The sequence below is a fragment of the Bacillus sp. 16GRE42 genome (assembly GCF_019837435.1).
In the GTDB taxonomy this organism is placed as follows: Bacteria; Bacillota; Bacilli; order Bacillales; family Bacillaceae_G; genus Bacillus_A; species Bacillus_A wiedmannii.
Map to the genome: position 1 here is coordinate 336437 of NZ_JADAXF010000003.1, position 14414 is coordinate 350850.

The 14414-nt window shown below is 34.5% G+C and carries 16 protein-coding genes and 1 pseudogene; 12 read left to right on the forward strand and 5 right to left on the reverse strand.

What is annotated here, in order from left to right; translation table 11 throughout:
* Positions 1–60: 60 nt before the first annotated feature.
* Positions 61–645, forward strand: a complete 585-nt coding sequence (locus ILS93_RS18195) for a GNAT family N-acetyltransferase (protein ID WP_064474193.1) — start codon at positions 61–63, stop codon at positions 643–645.
* Between the two features lie 24 nt (positions 646–669).
* On the opposite strand, the gene ILS93_RS18200 is transcribed toward ILS93_RS18195, so the two are convergent.
* Positions 670–1572: an aldo/keto reductase gene (locus ILS93_RS18200; RefSeq protein ID WP_064474192.1), complete on the reverse strand. Its 903-nt coding sequence runs from the start codon at positions 1570–1572 to the stop codon at positions 670–672.
* A gap of 165 nt (positions 1573–1737) precedes the next feature.
* On the opposite strand from ILS93_RS18200, the gene ILS93_RS18205 reads away from it, so the two are divergent.
* Positions 1738–2688: a CobW family GTP-binding protein gene (locus ILS93_RS18205; protein ID WP_064474191.1), complete on the forward strand. Its 951-nt coding sequence runs from the start codon at positions 1738–1740 to the stop codon at positions 2686–2688.
* A 97-nt stretch (positions 2689–2785) separates the two neighbouring features.
* Here the strand turns inward: ILS93_RS18205 and ILS93_RS18210 are convergent, their stop codons facing one another.
* Together ILS93_RS18210 and ILS93_RS18215 are read right to left on the reverse strand one after the other, a co-directional pair.
* Entirely contained in the window at positions 2786–3256 is a 471-nt protein-coding gene (locus ILS93_RS18210) for a GNAT family N-acetyltransferase (protein ID WP_064474190.1), read from the reverse strand.
* Between the two features lie 135 nt (positions 3257–3391).
* A complete protein-coding gene (locus tag ILS93_RS18215; protein ID WP_064474189.1) occupies positions 3392–4342 on the reverse strand; it encodes a metal ABC transporter substrate-binding protein in 951 nt (316 codons plus the stop codon).
* Positions 4343–4609: 267 nt separating this feature from the next.
* On the opposite strand from ILS93_RS18215, the gene ILS93_RS18220 reads away from it, so the two are divergent.
* The 3 genes and pseudogenes from ILS93_RS18220 to ILS93_RS18230 all read left to right on the forward strand — a co-directional run.
* Entirely contained in the window at positions 4610–4759 is a 150-nt protein-coding gene (locus ILS93_RS18220) for a hypothetical protein (RefSeq protein ID WP_179866091.1), read from the forward strand.
* A gap of 115 nt (positions 4760–4874) precedes the next feature.
* Entirely contained in the window at positions 4875–5534 is a 660-nt protein-coding gene (locus ILS93_RS18225) for an oxidoreductase (protein ID WP_048559679.1), read from the forward strand.
* Between the two features lie 506 nt (positions 5535–6040).
* Positions 6041–6115 (forward strand): annotated as a pseudogene (locus ILS93_RS18230) (DinB family protein); the annotation flags it as partial.
* Between the two features lie 323 nt (positions 6116–6438).
* On the opposite strand, the gene namA reads toward ILS93_RS18230, so the two are convergent.
* On the reverse strand, positions 6439–7476 hold the full coding sequence (gene namA / locus ILS93_RS18235; protein WP_222661061.1) for an NADPH dehydrogenase NamA: 1038 nt from the start codon (positions 7474–7476) through the stop codon (positions 6439–6441).
* 131 nt (positions 7477–7607) lie between these two features.
* Between namA and ILS93_RS18240 the strand changes: the two genes are divergently transcribed.
* The 6 genes from ILS93_RS18240 (at position 7608) to ILS93_RS18265 (ending at position 12476) form a co-directional block, all read left to right on the forward strand.
* Positions 7608–8060 carry a methylated-DNA--[protein]-cysteine S-methyltransferase gene (locus ILS93_RS18240; protein ID WP_098102944.1) on the forward strand — a complete coding sequence of 151 codons (453 nt, stop codon included), beginning with the start codon at positions 7608–7610 and terminating at the stop codon, positions 8058–8060.
* A gap of 7 nt (positions 8061–8067) precedes the next feature.
* Positions 8068–9072, forward strand: coding sequence for a DUF2628 domain-containing protein (locus tag ILS93_RS18245; protein WP_098102945.1), 1005 nt, complete (start codon positions 8068–8070; stop codon positions 9070–9072).
* An 84-nt stretch (positions 9073–9156) separates the two neighbouring features.
* The gene (locus ILS93_RS18250; RefSeq protein ID WP_000824266.1) at positions 9157–10818 is read left to right on the forward strand and encodes a peptide ABC transporter substrate-binding protein; all 1662 of its coding nucleotides are present in this window, start codon (positions 9157–9159) and stop codon (positions 10816–10818) included.
* 58 nt (positions 10819–10876) lie between these two features.
* Positions 10877–11293 carry a FosBx1 family fosfomycin resistance bacillithiol transferase gene (gene fosB / locus ILS93_RS18255; RefSeq protein WP_000911696.1) on the forward strand — a complete coding sequence of 139 codons (417 nt, stop codon included), beginning with the start codon at positions 10877–10879 and terminating at the stop codon, positions 11291–11293.
* A gap of 12 nt (positions 11294–11305) precedes the next feature.
* Complete coding sequence (locus ILS93_RS18260) at positions 11306–11851, forward strand: short-chain dehydrogenase (RefSeq protein ID WP_098102946.1); 546 nt, start codon at positions 11306–11308, stop codon at positions 11849–11851.
* A 13-nt stretch (positions 11852–11864) separates the two neighbouring features.
* Positions 11865–12476, forward strand: coding sequence for a phosphoserine phosphatase 1 (locus tag ILS93_RS18265; RefSeq protein ID WP_000859200.1), 612 nt, complete (start codon positions 11865–11867; stop codon positions 12474–12476).
* Positions 12477–12521: 45 nt separating this feature from the next.
* Here ILS93_RS18265 and exsB read toward each other — a convergent pair whose 3' ends face one another.
* The gene (gene exsB / locus ILS93_RS18270) at positions 12522–13100 is read right to left on the reverse strand and encodes an exosporium protein ExsB (RefSeq protein WP_000817494.1); all 579 of its coding nucleotides are present in this window, start codon (positions 13098–13100) and stop codon (positions 12522–12524) included.
* Between the two features lie 181 nt (positions 13101–13281).
* Between exsB and cotH the strand changes: the two genes are divergently transcribed.
* Positions 13282–14358, forward strand: a complete 1077-nt coding sequence (gene cotH, locus ILS93_RS18275) for a spore coat protein CotH (RefSeq protein WP_000937986.1) — start codon at positions 13282–13284, stop codon at positions 14356–14358.
* The last annotated feature ends 56 nt before the right edge of the window (positions 14359–14414 follow it).

The following is a 14414-nucleotide window of genomic DNA, read 5'->3' on the forward strand; positions in this document are numbered from 1 at the left end:
TTACTGTATGGTTTGAGATGGATATTATTATATATAAAAGCATTAAAAGGAGTGTTGAAAGTGAATCCGTTATTATTCGATTTTCCTTCTGAATTTTATACTGATAGGCTATTTATTCGAATGCCGAAACCGGGTGACGGTAAAGCTGTATACGATGCAATTCAAGCTTCTATGAAAGAATTAAAACCATGGATGGTTTTTGCACAGAAAGAGCAAACAGAGGAAGAAGTAGAGATGAGTATTAGAAAATCGCATATTCAATTTTTGCAACGTGAGGATTTAAGATTACTAGTTTTTTCGAAAGAAACAGGTGAATTTATTGCATCAGCTGGATTGCATCGCATTAATTGGGATATACCTCAATTTGAAATTGGGTATTGGATTGATTCAAGGTTTAGTGGAAAGGGTTATATGCTAGAGGCTGCAAAAGGTATAATGGAGTTTGCTTTCACTGAATTGAAAGCAAACCGCGTAGAAATTCGATGCGATTCTTTAAATAAGAAGAGTAGAGCGATACCTGAGAAATTAGGCTTTAAGTTAGAAGGCACATTGGAAAGTGCGAGTGTAGCGGTAGATGGAAATGGATTAAGGGATATGTGTGTATTTGCCATGACTAGAAATACATATGAAAAAGAAGAGCTGTAAAGAAACAGCTCTTCTTTTTGTGTATTATGGTACAGGATGTCCATTAGAGCTTTCGAAAATTGTAAACCATTGTTGACGATCTAAATTAACTTTTGTAGCAAGAGCGGCTGTTTTAACACGGTCTAATTTACCAGATCCAACGATTGGCATCATGTTAGCTGGATGAGCAAGCAGCCATGCATACATAACTGTATCGATGCTAGTAACATCTAGTTCAGTAGCAACCTTTTGTAACGTTTCACGTAAACGTACGGCACGTTCTGATTGACCAGTAAAGATTTCTCCGCCAGCAAGAGGCGACCAAATCATAGGATTGATTCGCTTTTCTTGGCATAAATCAATTGTCCCTTTTTCGAAATGTTCAAGCTGCATCGCAGATACTTCAATTTGATTTGTAATGAGCGGGAAATCTAAATAAGAACTTAACATATTAAACTGTGAAGGTAAAAAGTTAGATACACCGAAGTGACGGACTTTTCCTTCTTGCTTTAAGCGTGAGAACGCTTCTGCTACTTCATTTGGATCCATAAATGGATCAGGGCGATGAATGAGCAGTACATCAATATAATCAGTATGTAAGTTTCGTAATGAGTCTTCCGCGCTTTTTATTATATGTTCAGTACTCGTATTGTAGTGCGCAACATATCGCTCTGGAAATTTTGGTGATGGGGGAGCGATTCCACATTTTGTGATAATTTGCATGTCTTCGCGTAAGGAAGGCTTGAGTTGTAATGCTTCTCCAAATAATCCTTCACACGTATATCCGCCATAAATATCAGCATGATCGAAAGTAGTAATTCCCATATCCATACAAGCTTCCATAAAAGAGAGTAACTCTTGCTTTGTCATATTCCATTCTGCTAAACGCCAAAAACCTTGAATAATACGAGAAAATTCTAGTGTTTCGGCCATTTGAACTCGTTCCATTATAAGTACCTCCTTGATGAATGAATCATTTTTTGAAAAGGCTTTCTTGCTACATATTATTATATAGTTACAGTGTCGTACATACAATAAATATGTTTTGCTACAAAAACGATTTTCCCTATATGCTATAATGTAAAAACATATAGCTATAAGGAGATGTACGAAATGATTCCAGTAACGATATTAACTGGTTTTCTTGGATCAGGGAAAACGACATTATTAAATCGCATTTTATCAGAAAATCACGGTCATAAATTAGCAGTGATTGTAAATGAAATAGGGCAAATTGGTATTGATAATCAGTTGATTATGAATGTCGAAGAAGAGATTATGGAGATGACGAATGGATGTTTATGTTGTACTGTACGTGAAGATTTACTAGTCGCTTTAAAACAATTACTGGACGTAAAAGCAGAAGGTAAAATGGAATTTGATGGATTAGTAATTGAAACGACTGGTCTTGCAAATCCAGGTCCGATTATTCAAACATTCTTTTTAGATCCTGTGATTCAATCTGCATACCAAATTAACGGCGTTGTAACAGTAGTAGATAGTTACCATATACATAAACATTTTGAAAAAGGACTAGAAGCAAAGGAACAAATTGCATTTGCTGATGTCGTTTTAGTAAATAAATTAGATTTAGTGGATGAAAGTGAAAAGGAAAATCTATTGCAGGAACTGCAAGGTATTAACCCAACTGCAGAGTTAATCGAGGCGACTAACTGTGATGTAGATATTCCATCGTTACTACAAATTCAAACGTTTAAAACGAAAGATACGTTACAAATTTATCCTCATAAAGAGCATAATCATCTAGAAGGGGTAAAGTCGTTTGTACTACGCGAAGAGCGACCGTTAGATTTACAAAAACTAAATGAGTGGATGTCAGCTGTCGTTCAAGAGCTAGGGGAGTATTTATATCGCTACAAAGGAATTTTATCGATTGATGGAGTAGATAAACGTATCGTTTTCCAAGGTGTGCATACACTGTTTGCTGCATCATATGATAGAGAGTGGCAAGAGGGCGAAGAACGAGTAAGTGAAGTTGTGTTTATCGGAAAAGATATTAATAAGGAATGGTTCCAAGAACATTTCGGGGAGTGTGTGAAATAAGTCTGCATATATTGCAGGCTTATTTTTTTGACTTAACTAAGTATTTTGTAGAAAAATGCTCGATTGCAAAAAACGAAGGATAATAAAAAGCCTGTTTTCACAGGCTTGTATGTTCATCTAATAGTAACTCCATTACAACACCTACAACTGGACCATCGTCATCAATATCACCATTTAAACGGAAACCAAATGACTCGTATAACCCCATTGCGAGTTTGTTGTCTGGATGTAAACTTAAATAAATTATTTTACATTCATATTTATCTTGTAAGAATTGAATGAGTATGCGAAGGAAACGTTTTGCATATCCTTTTCCTTGATATTGTTGGTCAATCATAAATCGATCTAACCATACGCTTTTGCGTTTTTCCAAATACCATCCATACATTGCATACCCTACAAGTGTTTCTCCATCATATAAACCTACTGACGTTCCGTTTCCTTCAAATAATGATTCTGCTAGAGAAAACGCATTGCTTTCAATAAATTGCTGCTGGTCTTTTGCGACGTTTAAAGCAGCTACTGAACGCCAATTTTTTTCTGTTACTTCACGAATGTGAAGAGTCATAATTCCAACTCACCTTCTAAATTAATAAAGCTTAAAAGCTAATATGGATAATTTTACTTGTTATTTTAGTCAAGTCAAGTAAGAACAAATAAAAAAGAAGCTGAATGAAATATTCAGCTTCTTTTAAAAATTTGATTAGTTAGTAGCTTCTTTTAATGTATTTACGTTTTCTTCCATTAAAGTGAAGTAATCTTTATTGTTCTTCGCATCATCTTCAGAAATAGTAGCAAGATGATTTAAGCGTAAAATTTTTGTACCTGTCTCTTTCTGAATTACGGATGCTACCTTTGGTGTAGAGAATGTTTCAAATAAAATATATTGTAGATTATGTTCTTTTACTGTTTTTGTAATGTCAGCAAGCTGTTTTTGAGATGGTTCATTAGAAGCTGAAATACCAGCGATAGCAATTTGTTTCAGGCCATAGCGTTGTTCCCAGTATCCATAAGCCGCATGAGAAACTAAAATATCTTTCGTTTTTGCATTCGAAACAGCTGCTTTAAATTGATCATCTAAATCAGTAAATTTTGTTTGCAGTGCTGCGAAATTTTTTTCGAACTCTTGTTTATGATCAGGCTGTAATTCTACAAGTGCATTTTTTATTTTTTCTGCCTGTTTCATTGCTAGAGTAGGGTCTAACCAAATGTGTGGGTCTTTATCGTGATGATGTTCATCCTCTTTATGGCCGTCTCCGTGATCATGATGCTCTTCTTCAGTAGAAGTACGCAGTTCAATACCTTTTGATGCATTTACAATTTTAACATTTTCTTTTTGTAATGCTTTTTCCATTTTTTCAGCAAATGGTTCTAATTCAGCGCCGTTATAAACGAATAAATCGGCTTTTGCAACTTGTACTGTTTGTTTTTGACTTGGTTCAAATGTATGTGAATCTGCACCAGGTGGGTAAATCGCTTCAACAGTTACATAGTCGCCACCAATTTTTTTTGCAAAATCTGCAAGAGGAAAAATAGTAGTATAAACAGTTAGCTTTCCGTCTTTCTTGGCATTACCTTCTTTTTTATTTGAGCAGCCAGTAAAAATTAAAGTGAAAATAAGTAAGAATGAAAATATAGTCAATCTTTTAGGCATGAAGTTCTCCTCTTTTCTTTTTTTACGGATATATTTTCCCCAATTATAGAAGAAAAATATCATTTTTATACAAAACGGAATAATTACGTTTTAGTTTGCGAACTTAGTATAATACATCTTTTATAAAGTTGCAATAAATAATAATCATTCCGATTTGTTTTTGTTATAAAGTTGTCAAATTTGGATGTATTATTTTTAGGAATGCATGCATATGTGACAACGCTACGTTCATATATTTGAAAGGAGGGTGTAGAGGGGGATGAGTGTTTGGGTTACTTAATGGAAGCTATTTTATTGATATTAGCGGTAGTATTACCATTAGCCTTAGTCTTAATTTTTTTAAGAAGATTAATAAGTAATTTAGGAGATGCATCAACAGTAACAAAATTGAAAGAGAAAGATGAGAAAAAAGAGTGAGTAAAGCACTATGCGTACGCATAGTGCTTTACTTGTGGTAAAATGAGAGAAGGAAACTCCTAAAAGTTGTATTTTACTGAAGGAGAGAAAAGTAAAATAAGAGGTATATGCATATATGAATAAGCGAACAGCGTTAGTACTTGGTGCAAGTGGTTTAGTTGGACAAGAGATAACGCGTCTATTACTTGAATCAGATTACTACGATTCGGTTACTATTTTTGTAAGGGAACCAATGCAATGGCAACATGAAAAGTTACAGCAAAAGCAAATAGATTTTTCGATGTTAGAGGAATATAAAGAGTTTTTTGCTGTAGATGACGTATTTAGTTGTCTAGGAACAACAATCAAAAAAGCAAAAACAAAGGCAAATTTCAAAAAGGTAGATTATGAATATACGTTACGAGCTGCTTGTTTAGCTGAAAAACAAGGGGTACAAAATTTCCTTGTTGTGTCCTCAATGGGAGCAAAACCTAAATCGTTCTTCTTTTATTCGCAAGTTAAAGGAAGAATGGAAGAGGAATTACAAAAGTTAGTCATTGGTGGTATTCACATTTTTAGGCCATCTTTATTAGTAGGAAATCGACAAGAATTTCGTTTCGGTGAACGAATGGCTGAAAAGCTGTCTCGTATCATTCCTTTTATATTTAAAGGGGCTTTCAAAAAGTATAAACCAATTTCAGCGAAAGATGTGGCGAAAGGGATGTATATCACTGCATTGCGAGAAGAAACGGGTATTTATATTTATAACTCAAATGAAATTACAACGATAGAATAAAAAACGAAAAAATGACATGTATTTAAAAAAAGTTTGAATCTTGAATGAATAGTAAATACATGTAGTTTAACAATTATAAGAAAGTAAAAAAGGAGTGGGAAGCCCACTCCTTTTTTACGATAATTTATTATGCAAATCGCATTTTTATCCCGCTATTTGTCGACAGCAAACCCCCGCGGATTAAAGTTTCACTTTATACGCCTCCAACACTCTTGATCTTATACGACAAGTGACCTCGTTTATTGCAATGCTATTTTTAGAGTCGTATTATACAAACGGATGATTTCGTGTTATAAGAATGGTTCACCTCATTTGAAAATATACTACTATTATATATCTATTGTTTGTAATGCCAATAAATCAAATAGAATATACTTTCTATTTGGAAATAATCTGTTTTTATATCTGTTTGAGTAAAACCTGAAGGGAATTGGGTTCCGAAGATATAAAAGTCCTATATGTACTATTCCGTATTTTGGGGAGATTTGCAAAAGGAGGATATACGAATGAGTAAAAAAGAAATGGTGCAAAATGGAATTAAGCAAGTGTTTTACGAAGAAGAATGGTATCCACCTTGTTCATGGCCAGCGCATCGTTCTTATTTGTAAATGATAATTAAAATTGTTGGAGTTTCAAACTAAACACACGAATTAATATGTAGAATACTACTATATCAAAAAACAATTTCTCACTTAATCTGAGAAATTGTTTTTTTCGTAATCACGATTGTGGAATTCGATTTTTAACTCTGTCACATATTCAGAACGGGAGATAAATACATAAAAAAATAGGTGTATCAAGCAAAATGTTGATTCACCTTAAAACGATATTATGAAATAACATACGTTATCTTATAGTATACTTTTTATTCTTCTAGATTCAGTAGTACATATTATTCTCGGTTTTATTTATTCGTATGGATTTTCCCCGGTGCTCGTTTGTATTGATACGGTTCTTCTAACTCAAAGCTAAGTTCATTGGCGGCTATTCTTGGGAAGTAAGGATTGCGAAGTAACTCACGTCCGATAAAAATTAAATCTGCTTCGTTATTATTTAAAATTTGTTCTGCCTGTACTCCAGTCGTAATCAAACCAACAGCCCCAGTTGCAATGTTAGCATGTTCTTTAATATGTTTAGCATATTGCACTTGATACCCGGGATATACATCAATGTGTGCCGGAACAACAGCTCCAGAACTACAATCAATTAAATCTACTCCTTGTTCTTTCATCCAGTTTGTATATGGAACGTAATCTTGAACCGTTAAACCGTCAGGATGATAATCGTTTGCTGAAATACGAACAAATAACGGTCCGTTCCAAACTTTATTTATTGAGTCAATGATTTCACGTAAGAAACGATAGCGATTTTCAGGTGAACCTCCATATTCATCAGTCCGTTTATTAGAAAGTGGAGAAAGAAATTCATTAATAAGATAACCGTGAACGCCGTGTATTTCAATAACGTCAAATCCAGCTTGTTTGGATCGTATTGCAGCCTCTTGAAAAGCTAATATGGTCTTTTTTATTTGCTGTATACTCATTTCTACTGGGATTTTCATAGTTTCATTAAACGGAATTGCGGATGGAGCGAGAGCATCCGTTTCTAATTCAGCTTTTCTTCCGGCGTGAGCAAGTTGAATGGCGGCTTTTGCGCCGTTATCATGTATAAAAGTTGTCGTTTTATGTAAGCCTTCAATTAGGCTATCATCCCATATACCTAGGTCTTTATTAGAAATTCTTCCTTCAGGTAACACGGCTGTTGCTTCGATCATAACTAAACCAACTTGACCAGCAGCTCTTGTTCCGTAATGAACGTGATGGAAATTAGTTACTTGGCCATCCTCGTTTTCTGATGAATACATGCACATAGGTGACATAACGATACGGTTTTTTAATGTAACGTCCTTAATTGTATAAGGTGAAAAAAGTTCAGAATTCATCATAGCCTCCTAGATCGAATTTTCTTACATTGTATCATTCTTGTTTTTGTTTCCCTAATAAAACGCTTATACGAAAAATTTTGTCTATTCGTGTTACAATAATTAATATGAATTGAATTGGAGGATGACATATGTACCAGGCTTATTATGAAAGTGAATTAGGCTTGCTGGAAATTACAGCGAACGATAAAGGAATTACGTCTGTTATATTTGTTGATGAGAGACAAGAAGAACATAAAAATGAAATAATAGATCAATGTATAAATGAGCTAGATGAATATTTTAAGGGGAAAAGAAAAGAGTTTACGGTCCCGCTGTCTGCGGAGGGCACATCATTTCAAAAAAATGTATGGGATGCACTTTATACTATTCCGTACGGCGTAAGTGCTTCATATTTAGATATTGCAGAGAAGGTTGGAAATACAAAAGCTGTACGGGCAATAGGAGGAGCAAATAGTCGGAATCCAATTTCAATAATCGTTCCATGTCACCGTGTAATAGGAAAGAGTGGAAAGCTTGTTGGATATGCTGGTGGTTTATGGAGGAAAGAGTGGTTATTAAAACACGAAGGTATTTTGAAATGACGTATGGATGGGAAGAGGGATTGTTTTGAAATGTATAAATTGTGGGCAACTTTGCGAGGGAGATCAGTTGAATTGTGAAAGTTGCCAGCGGACTTTGCATACTGAACAAGGTGAAGGATGCTCGCTAATAGACAAGGAATTAGAAGTATATGTAGGGAGACAATATCCGTATTACAAAAGGAAATGGGAGCTTGAGAATAAGCGGATTGCTAGGTGGAGCTGGAATGGTTGGGCTGCTATTTTCAATATAGGCTGGCTAGGATATCGTAAGTATTATGTACCAGCTGCTTTATTTATGTTGTTATTAGTAGTGTGTGATGCATTTTCGTATTATATGGGATTTAATGTAGCGTTGCCAATCATTAATATGGTGCCTCTTACGTTTTTATTACTCATTTTTATTCTGTTTGGAATGGGGATTTTTGCAAATGGATTATACTATCAATTTGCGGAAAGACGTATATACCGAATAAAAGCAAGAGAAATAAAAGATAAATCAGTTGAAAACTATCTTATCCATGATAGCGGCGGAACGAGCAAAATGGGAGCGACAATTGTTACTATTTTAGCAGTTGCTAGCATATTTTTTAGTCATTTCTTTTTTCCGACTGATCGAGACGTTATTCAAAAGGTTCGTACAAGCTCGCTTTATGAATATCCTTTCTTTTCCATAGGTGAATCTTTCGAAAATTATTTTCAAAATTCAGGTTGGATATATTATCGTGGAACGGAAGGGTTAGAATTAGTAGAATTCCAAGGATATAACGCTGGAACGCCAAGGCAAAAGGTGGCGATTCAATTTGTTGTCGATTATAAATTGGGTGAAGTGGAACCATACTCACTTACGGTTAACGGTGAATCTAAAAATGAAGAAGAGTTTTTGAAGATGATGGAAGAAATATTTAAGGTCCAAAATCCATTTGATATAGAGGATGGATTACAAGTAAATGCTATTCAACAAAGCGGCTGGAAAGAAATTTCTGACCGCTTTTTTCTATGTTTGTTAAAATAAATATTTAAAATAATCAGAATCTTTTGTATAATGAAATATATTATATAGGATTTAACTTATACATATAGATTGGGGGAAGGAAGAATGAAGAGAAAGACAACAACAATTGCTGCACTTGCGTTAACGACGAGTGTATTGGTTGCAGGATGTGGGAATGGTGAGAAGGCTTCGACAACGAAGAAAGAATCGAATAAGGGAGCAGCAGATAAGCAAGTATTAAACTTACTAGAAACAGCAGAAATCCCTTCAATGGATACGTCAAAATCAACAGACTCTGTATCATTCCGTGCCTTTGTAAATGCAATGGAAGGGTTATATCGTTTAGATAAGGATAATAAACCAACACCAGGCATGGCAAAAGATGTGAAGATTAGTGAAGATAAAAAGACATATACATTTGAATTACGTGATGCGAAATGGTCAAATGGTGATCCAGTTCGAGCACAAGATTTTGTATATGCATGGCAACGTACATTAGATAAAGCAATAGCGGCAGAATATGCATTTATTTTATTTGATGTGAAAAATGCACAGAAAGTAAATAAAGGAGAATTACCATCAGATCAATTGGGTGTTAAAGCGAAGGATGATAAAACGTTAGTAGTAGAATTAGAACAGCCAGCACCATATTTCCTTGAGCTTACTTCATTCCCTACATTTTTCCCTTTAAATGAAAAATATGTGAAAGAACAAGGGGATAAATATGCATTAGAAGCAGATAAACTATTATATAATGGACCATTTACGATGAGTGAATGGAAACATGAACGAAGTTATCAGTTAAAGAAAAACCCTAATTATTGGGATAAAGATACTGTGAAGTTAGAAGAAATTAATGTGAATATTGTGAAGGAAACGAGCACGGGAGTAAACTTATATGATAGTGATCAAGCGGACCGTGTTATTTTAAGTTCTGAATTTGTTGATAAGTATAAAAAGAATAAGCCGGATGAATTTAAAACGAAGTTAGATCCACGTATGTATTTCTTACGTTTTAACCAGAAAAATGCAACGTTTAAAAATCAAAAAGTTCGTGAAGCGATTGATCTGGCATACGATAAAAAAGGAATTGCAAATGTTATTTTAAATGACGGATCATTACCAGCATATTTCTTAGTACCTGAGAAATTTACGACAGGACCAGATGGGAAAGATTTCCGTACTGTAAATAAAAATTTCCGTGACAGCAAAGATAATGCTGAAAAAGCAAAAAAATTATGGGAAGAAGCGAAGAAAGAGCTTGGCCAAGATACAATTACAGTAGAATTTTTAAATGATGATAACGGTAGCCGTAAAAAAGTGGGTGACTTTATTAAAGAAGAGTTAGAGAAAAATTTACCTGGTATTAAAGTGAATTTGAAACAACAACCATATAAGCAAAAGCTAGAGTTAGAAAAGAAATTTGAATATGAATTCTCATTATCTGCATGGAGTCCGGACTATCCAGATCCAATGACTTATATTGATATGTTTGTTACTGGAAGCTCATTTAATGAAATGGATTATTCTAATCCGAAGTATGATGATTTAGTAGCGAAATCAAAAGGAGAACTATTAAAAGATGATAAAGCACGCTGGAATGCCCTTGCAGAAGCTGAAAAAATCTTAATTGGTCAAGATGCTGCCATTTCTCCTACGTACCAACAAAGTACGGCTTACTTAGAGAAGCCATACGTAAAAGGTATTGCGAATCATACGTTTGGTGGGGACTTCAGTTATAAATGGGCATATATTACAAAGAAATAGTATAATAAAAGATGAGTGAATTTTCGCTCATCTTTTATTTGTATAGGAGGAATTAGAGTTGTTAAAGGGAATCAATCATCTTTGTTTTTCAGTGTCTAATTTAGAAAAATCTATTATATTTTACGAAAAAGTACTAGAAGGAGAATTATTAGTTAAAGGGAGAAAACTTGCGTATTTTAATATATGTGGGGTATGGGTAGCACTTAATGAAGAAACACATATTCCGAGAAATGAGATTCATCAATCTTATACGCATATTGCGTTTTCAGTTGAACAGAAAGACTTTGAACGTCTACTGCAACGATTAGAAGAAAACGATGTTCATATTTTACAAGGAAGAGAACGGGATGTAAGGGATTGTAAGTCTATATATTTTGTTGATCCTGACGGCCATAAGTTTGAATTTCATTCAGGGACATTGCAAGACCGACTGAACTATTATAGGGAAGATAAGTCTCATATGACATTTTACTAAGGGTGGAAGAAGTTGCATGCGCTAGTAATTGGTGGAACAGGAATGCTAAAGAGAGTTTCTATGTGGCTTTGTGAGCAAGGATTTCATGTTTCTATTATTGGACGAGATAAAGTGAAATTAGAAAATGTTAAGCGAGAGAGTGCTGCGCCAGAAAGTATCACATGTCTTCCGTTAGATTATCATAATGATGACGATGTAAAGCTAGCTATTAAAAGCACAATTGTGCAGAATGGCCCAATAACATTAGTTGTCGCATGGGTACACGCAAGTGCGAAGGATACGTTGTCATTCATATGTAGAGAAGTGGATTTGTCGTCTGAAACATACAACGTTTTTCATATTTTAGGTAGTAAAGCGTCGCGTATACCCGCACAAAAAATAGGTGGTACGCGATGTAGCTACCATAGAATAATATTAGGTTTTATATTAGAAGATACATACGGGAGATGGCTTACCCATGAAGAAATATCGGATGGGGTAATAAAAGGAATTGAGAATAAATGTGATGAATGGATTGTAGGACGAGTAGAACCGTGGGAATTGCGGCCAAAATGGTAAGGGGGAATGTGAAATGAAAACAACTGTATATGTAACAAGGCACGGTGAGACGGAATGGAATGTATCGAAACGAATGCAAGGCCGGAAAAATTCTGCTTTAACTGAAAATGGTATGTTACAAGCAAAGCAATTAGGAGACCGAATGAAAGATTTATCTATCCATGCGATCTATAGTAGTCCGAGTGAAAGAACCCTTCATACTGCAGAGTTAATAAAGGGCGATCGTGATATACCGATAATAGCGGATGAGCATTTCTATGAAATTAACATGGGTATATGGGAAGGACAGACAATCGCTGATATAGAAAGGGAATACCCAGATGAAATACAATTGTTTTGGTATGAGCCACATCTTTTTCAGTCAACATCAGGAGAAAATTTTGAGTCTGTTTATAAAAGGGTAATTGAGGGGATACAGCTTCTTTTAGAAAAGCATAAAGGAGAAAGTATATTAATTGTTTCCCATGCGGCAGCGGCAAAACTACTTGTAGGACATTTTGCGGGTATTGAAATAGAAAATGTGTGGGATGATCCATTTATGCATAGTGCTAGTCTAAGTATAATAGAATTTGAAGAAGATAAAGGTGAAGTGAAGCAATTTGCAGATATAAGTCATTTTCAATGAACGTAAAAAAGGCCGCAAAACGGCCTTTTTTTGTAGGCATAAAAACTAGCAATTACGTTTTTTATACCAGAAGTGATCGAATTTCTTGTTTTTGCAAGATGGGAATTTATGTCCGCCTTTGCAATCATTCCATTTGTGTCCATTATCGTGACAGTCTCTGCCATGATCACATGAATCATCGCACGAGTGACCGTCTCTATGCGGGAAGAATTCGCATTTTTTACAGAAACTTCGTTTTGTCCAGAAAAATTTCTTTTCAAAGCGTATGCATTTTGTAACGAAAGTACAATGTTTTCTACGAGTACGTTTTGTAACTAAAACGCATTCTTTTCTACGAGTCACTTTCGTAACGAATGTCCATTTTTGAACGCGCACACGAGTACATTTTGTAACAAATGTCCATTTTTTTACGTGCGTACATTTTGTAATAAAAGTACAATGTTTCACGCGAGTACATCTTGTTCTTGGACATTTACCCCCAGTTGTACATTTACAACCTGTTGTACATCGATGATGAGAGAATTTATCATCATCGCACTCAAAAGTACTTGGATCTTGGTGTAAGAAATCCTCCATCCCAGCACTTTTGATTTCTTCAACAGCTTTTCTAATATCACGTTTCATAGAAATCCTCCTTATCATGTATTCAGGTGAAAAGGTATTCTTTTTCCTTAACATGATATGAGATATGACGTCTTTCTGAACAAGACAAGAGTGTAATTTTATATAAATGGATGATAGCGGATGTATGGACAAGACAAGGCGCATACATTGAATGAAGAGAACTGAGAAGGGATGAGAAAACATGCTACCTTCATATGATTTTTTTATTCATCCAATGTACTTAGTGGAATTAAAAAAAGACATTTGGTCAGATAGTCCAGTGCCAGCAAAATTAACTTATGGAAAAAAGAAGTATGATATTGATATCGTATACCGGGGGGCTCATATTCGTGAGTTTGAGAAAAAGTCTTATCATGTTATGTTTTATAAACCGAAAAAATTTCAAGGTGCGAAAGAAATTCATTTAAATTCTGAGTTTATGGATCCGTCTCTCATACGAAACAAATTATCTTTAGACTTTTTTCATGATATTGGTGTACTTTCACCAAAATCACAACATGTATTTATAAAAATTAATGGTCAAATTCAAGGTGTATATTTACAGTTAGAATCAGTTGATGAAAACTTTTTGAAAAATAGAGGATTACCAAGTGGTTCTATTTATTATGCAATAGATGATGATGCGAATTTTTCTTTAATGAGTGAGAGAGATAAAGATGTTAAGACCGAGCTCTTTGCGGGTTATGAATTTAAATATTCGAATAAAAATAGTGAAGAACAACTGAGTGAATTTGTATTTCAAGCGAATGCTTTGTCGAGGGAAGCTTATGAAAAAGAAATTGGGAAGTTTCTACATGTTGATAAATATTTAAGGTGGTTAGCTGGCGTTATTTTCACACAAAACTTTGATGGTTTCGTTCATAACTATGCACTATATCATAACGATGAAACAAATTTATTTGAAGTGATACCGTGGGATTATGATGCAACTTGGGGGCGAGATGTACAAGGGAGACCACTTAATCATGAGTATATTCGCATTCAAGGCTATAACACGTTAAGTGCAAGATTGTTAGATATACCTGTATTTAGAAAGCAATACCGAAGTATTTTGGAAGAAATACTAGAAGAACAATTTACGGTTTCGTTTATGATGCCGAAAGTTGAAAGTTTGTGTGAATCGATTCGTCCATATTTACTACAAGATCCATATATGAAAGAAAAATTAGAAACATTTGATCAAGAAGCTGATATGATCGATGAATATATAAATAAAAGAAGAAAGTATATACAAGACCACTTACATGAATTAGATTAATTTTGAAAGAGATTGGAACATTATCAATCTCTTTTTTTGTATAATAAAGATGTATC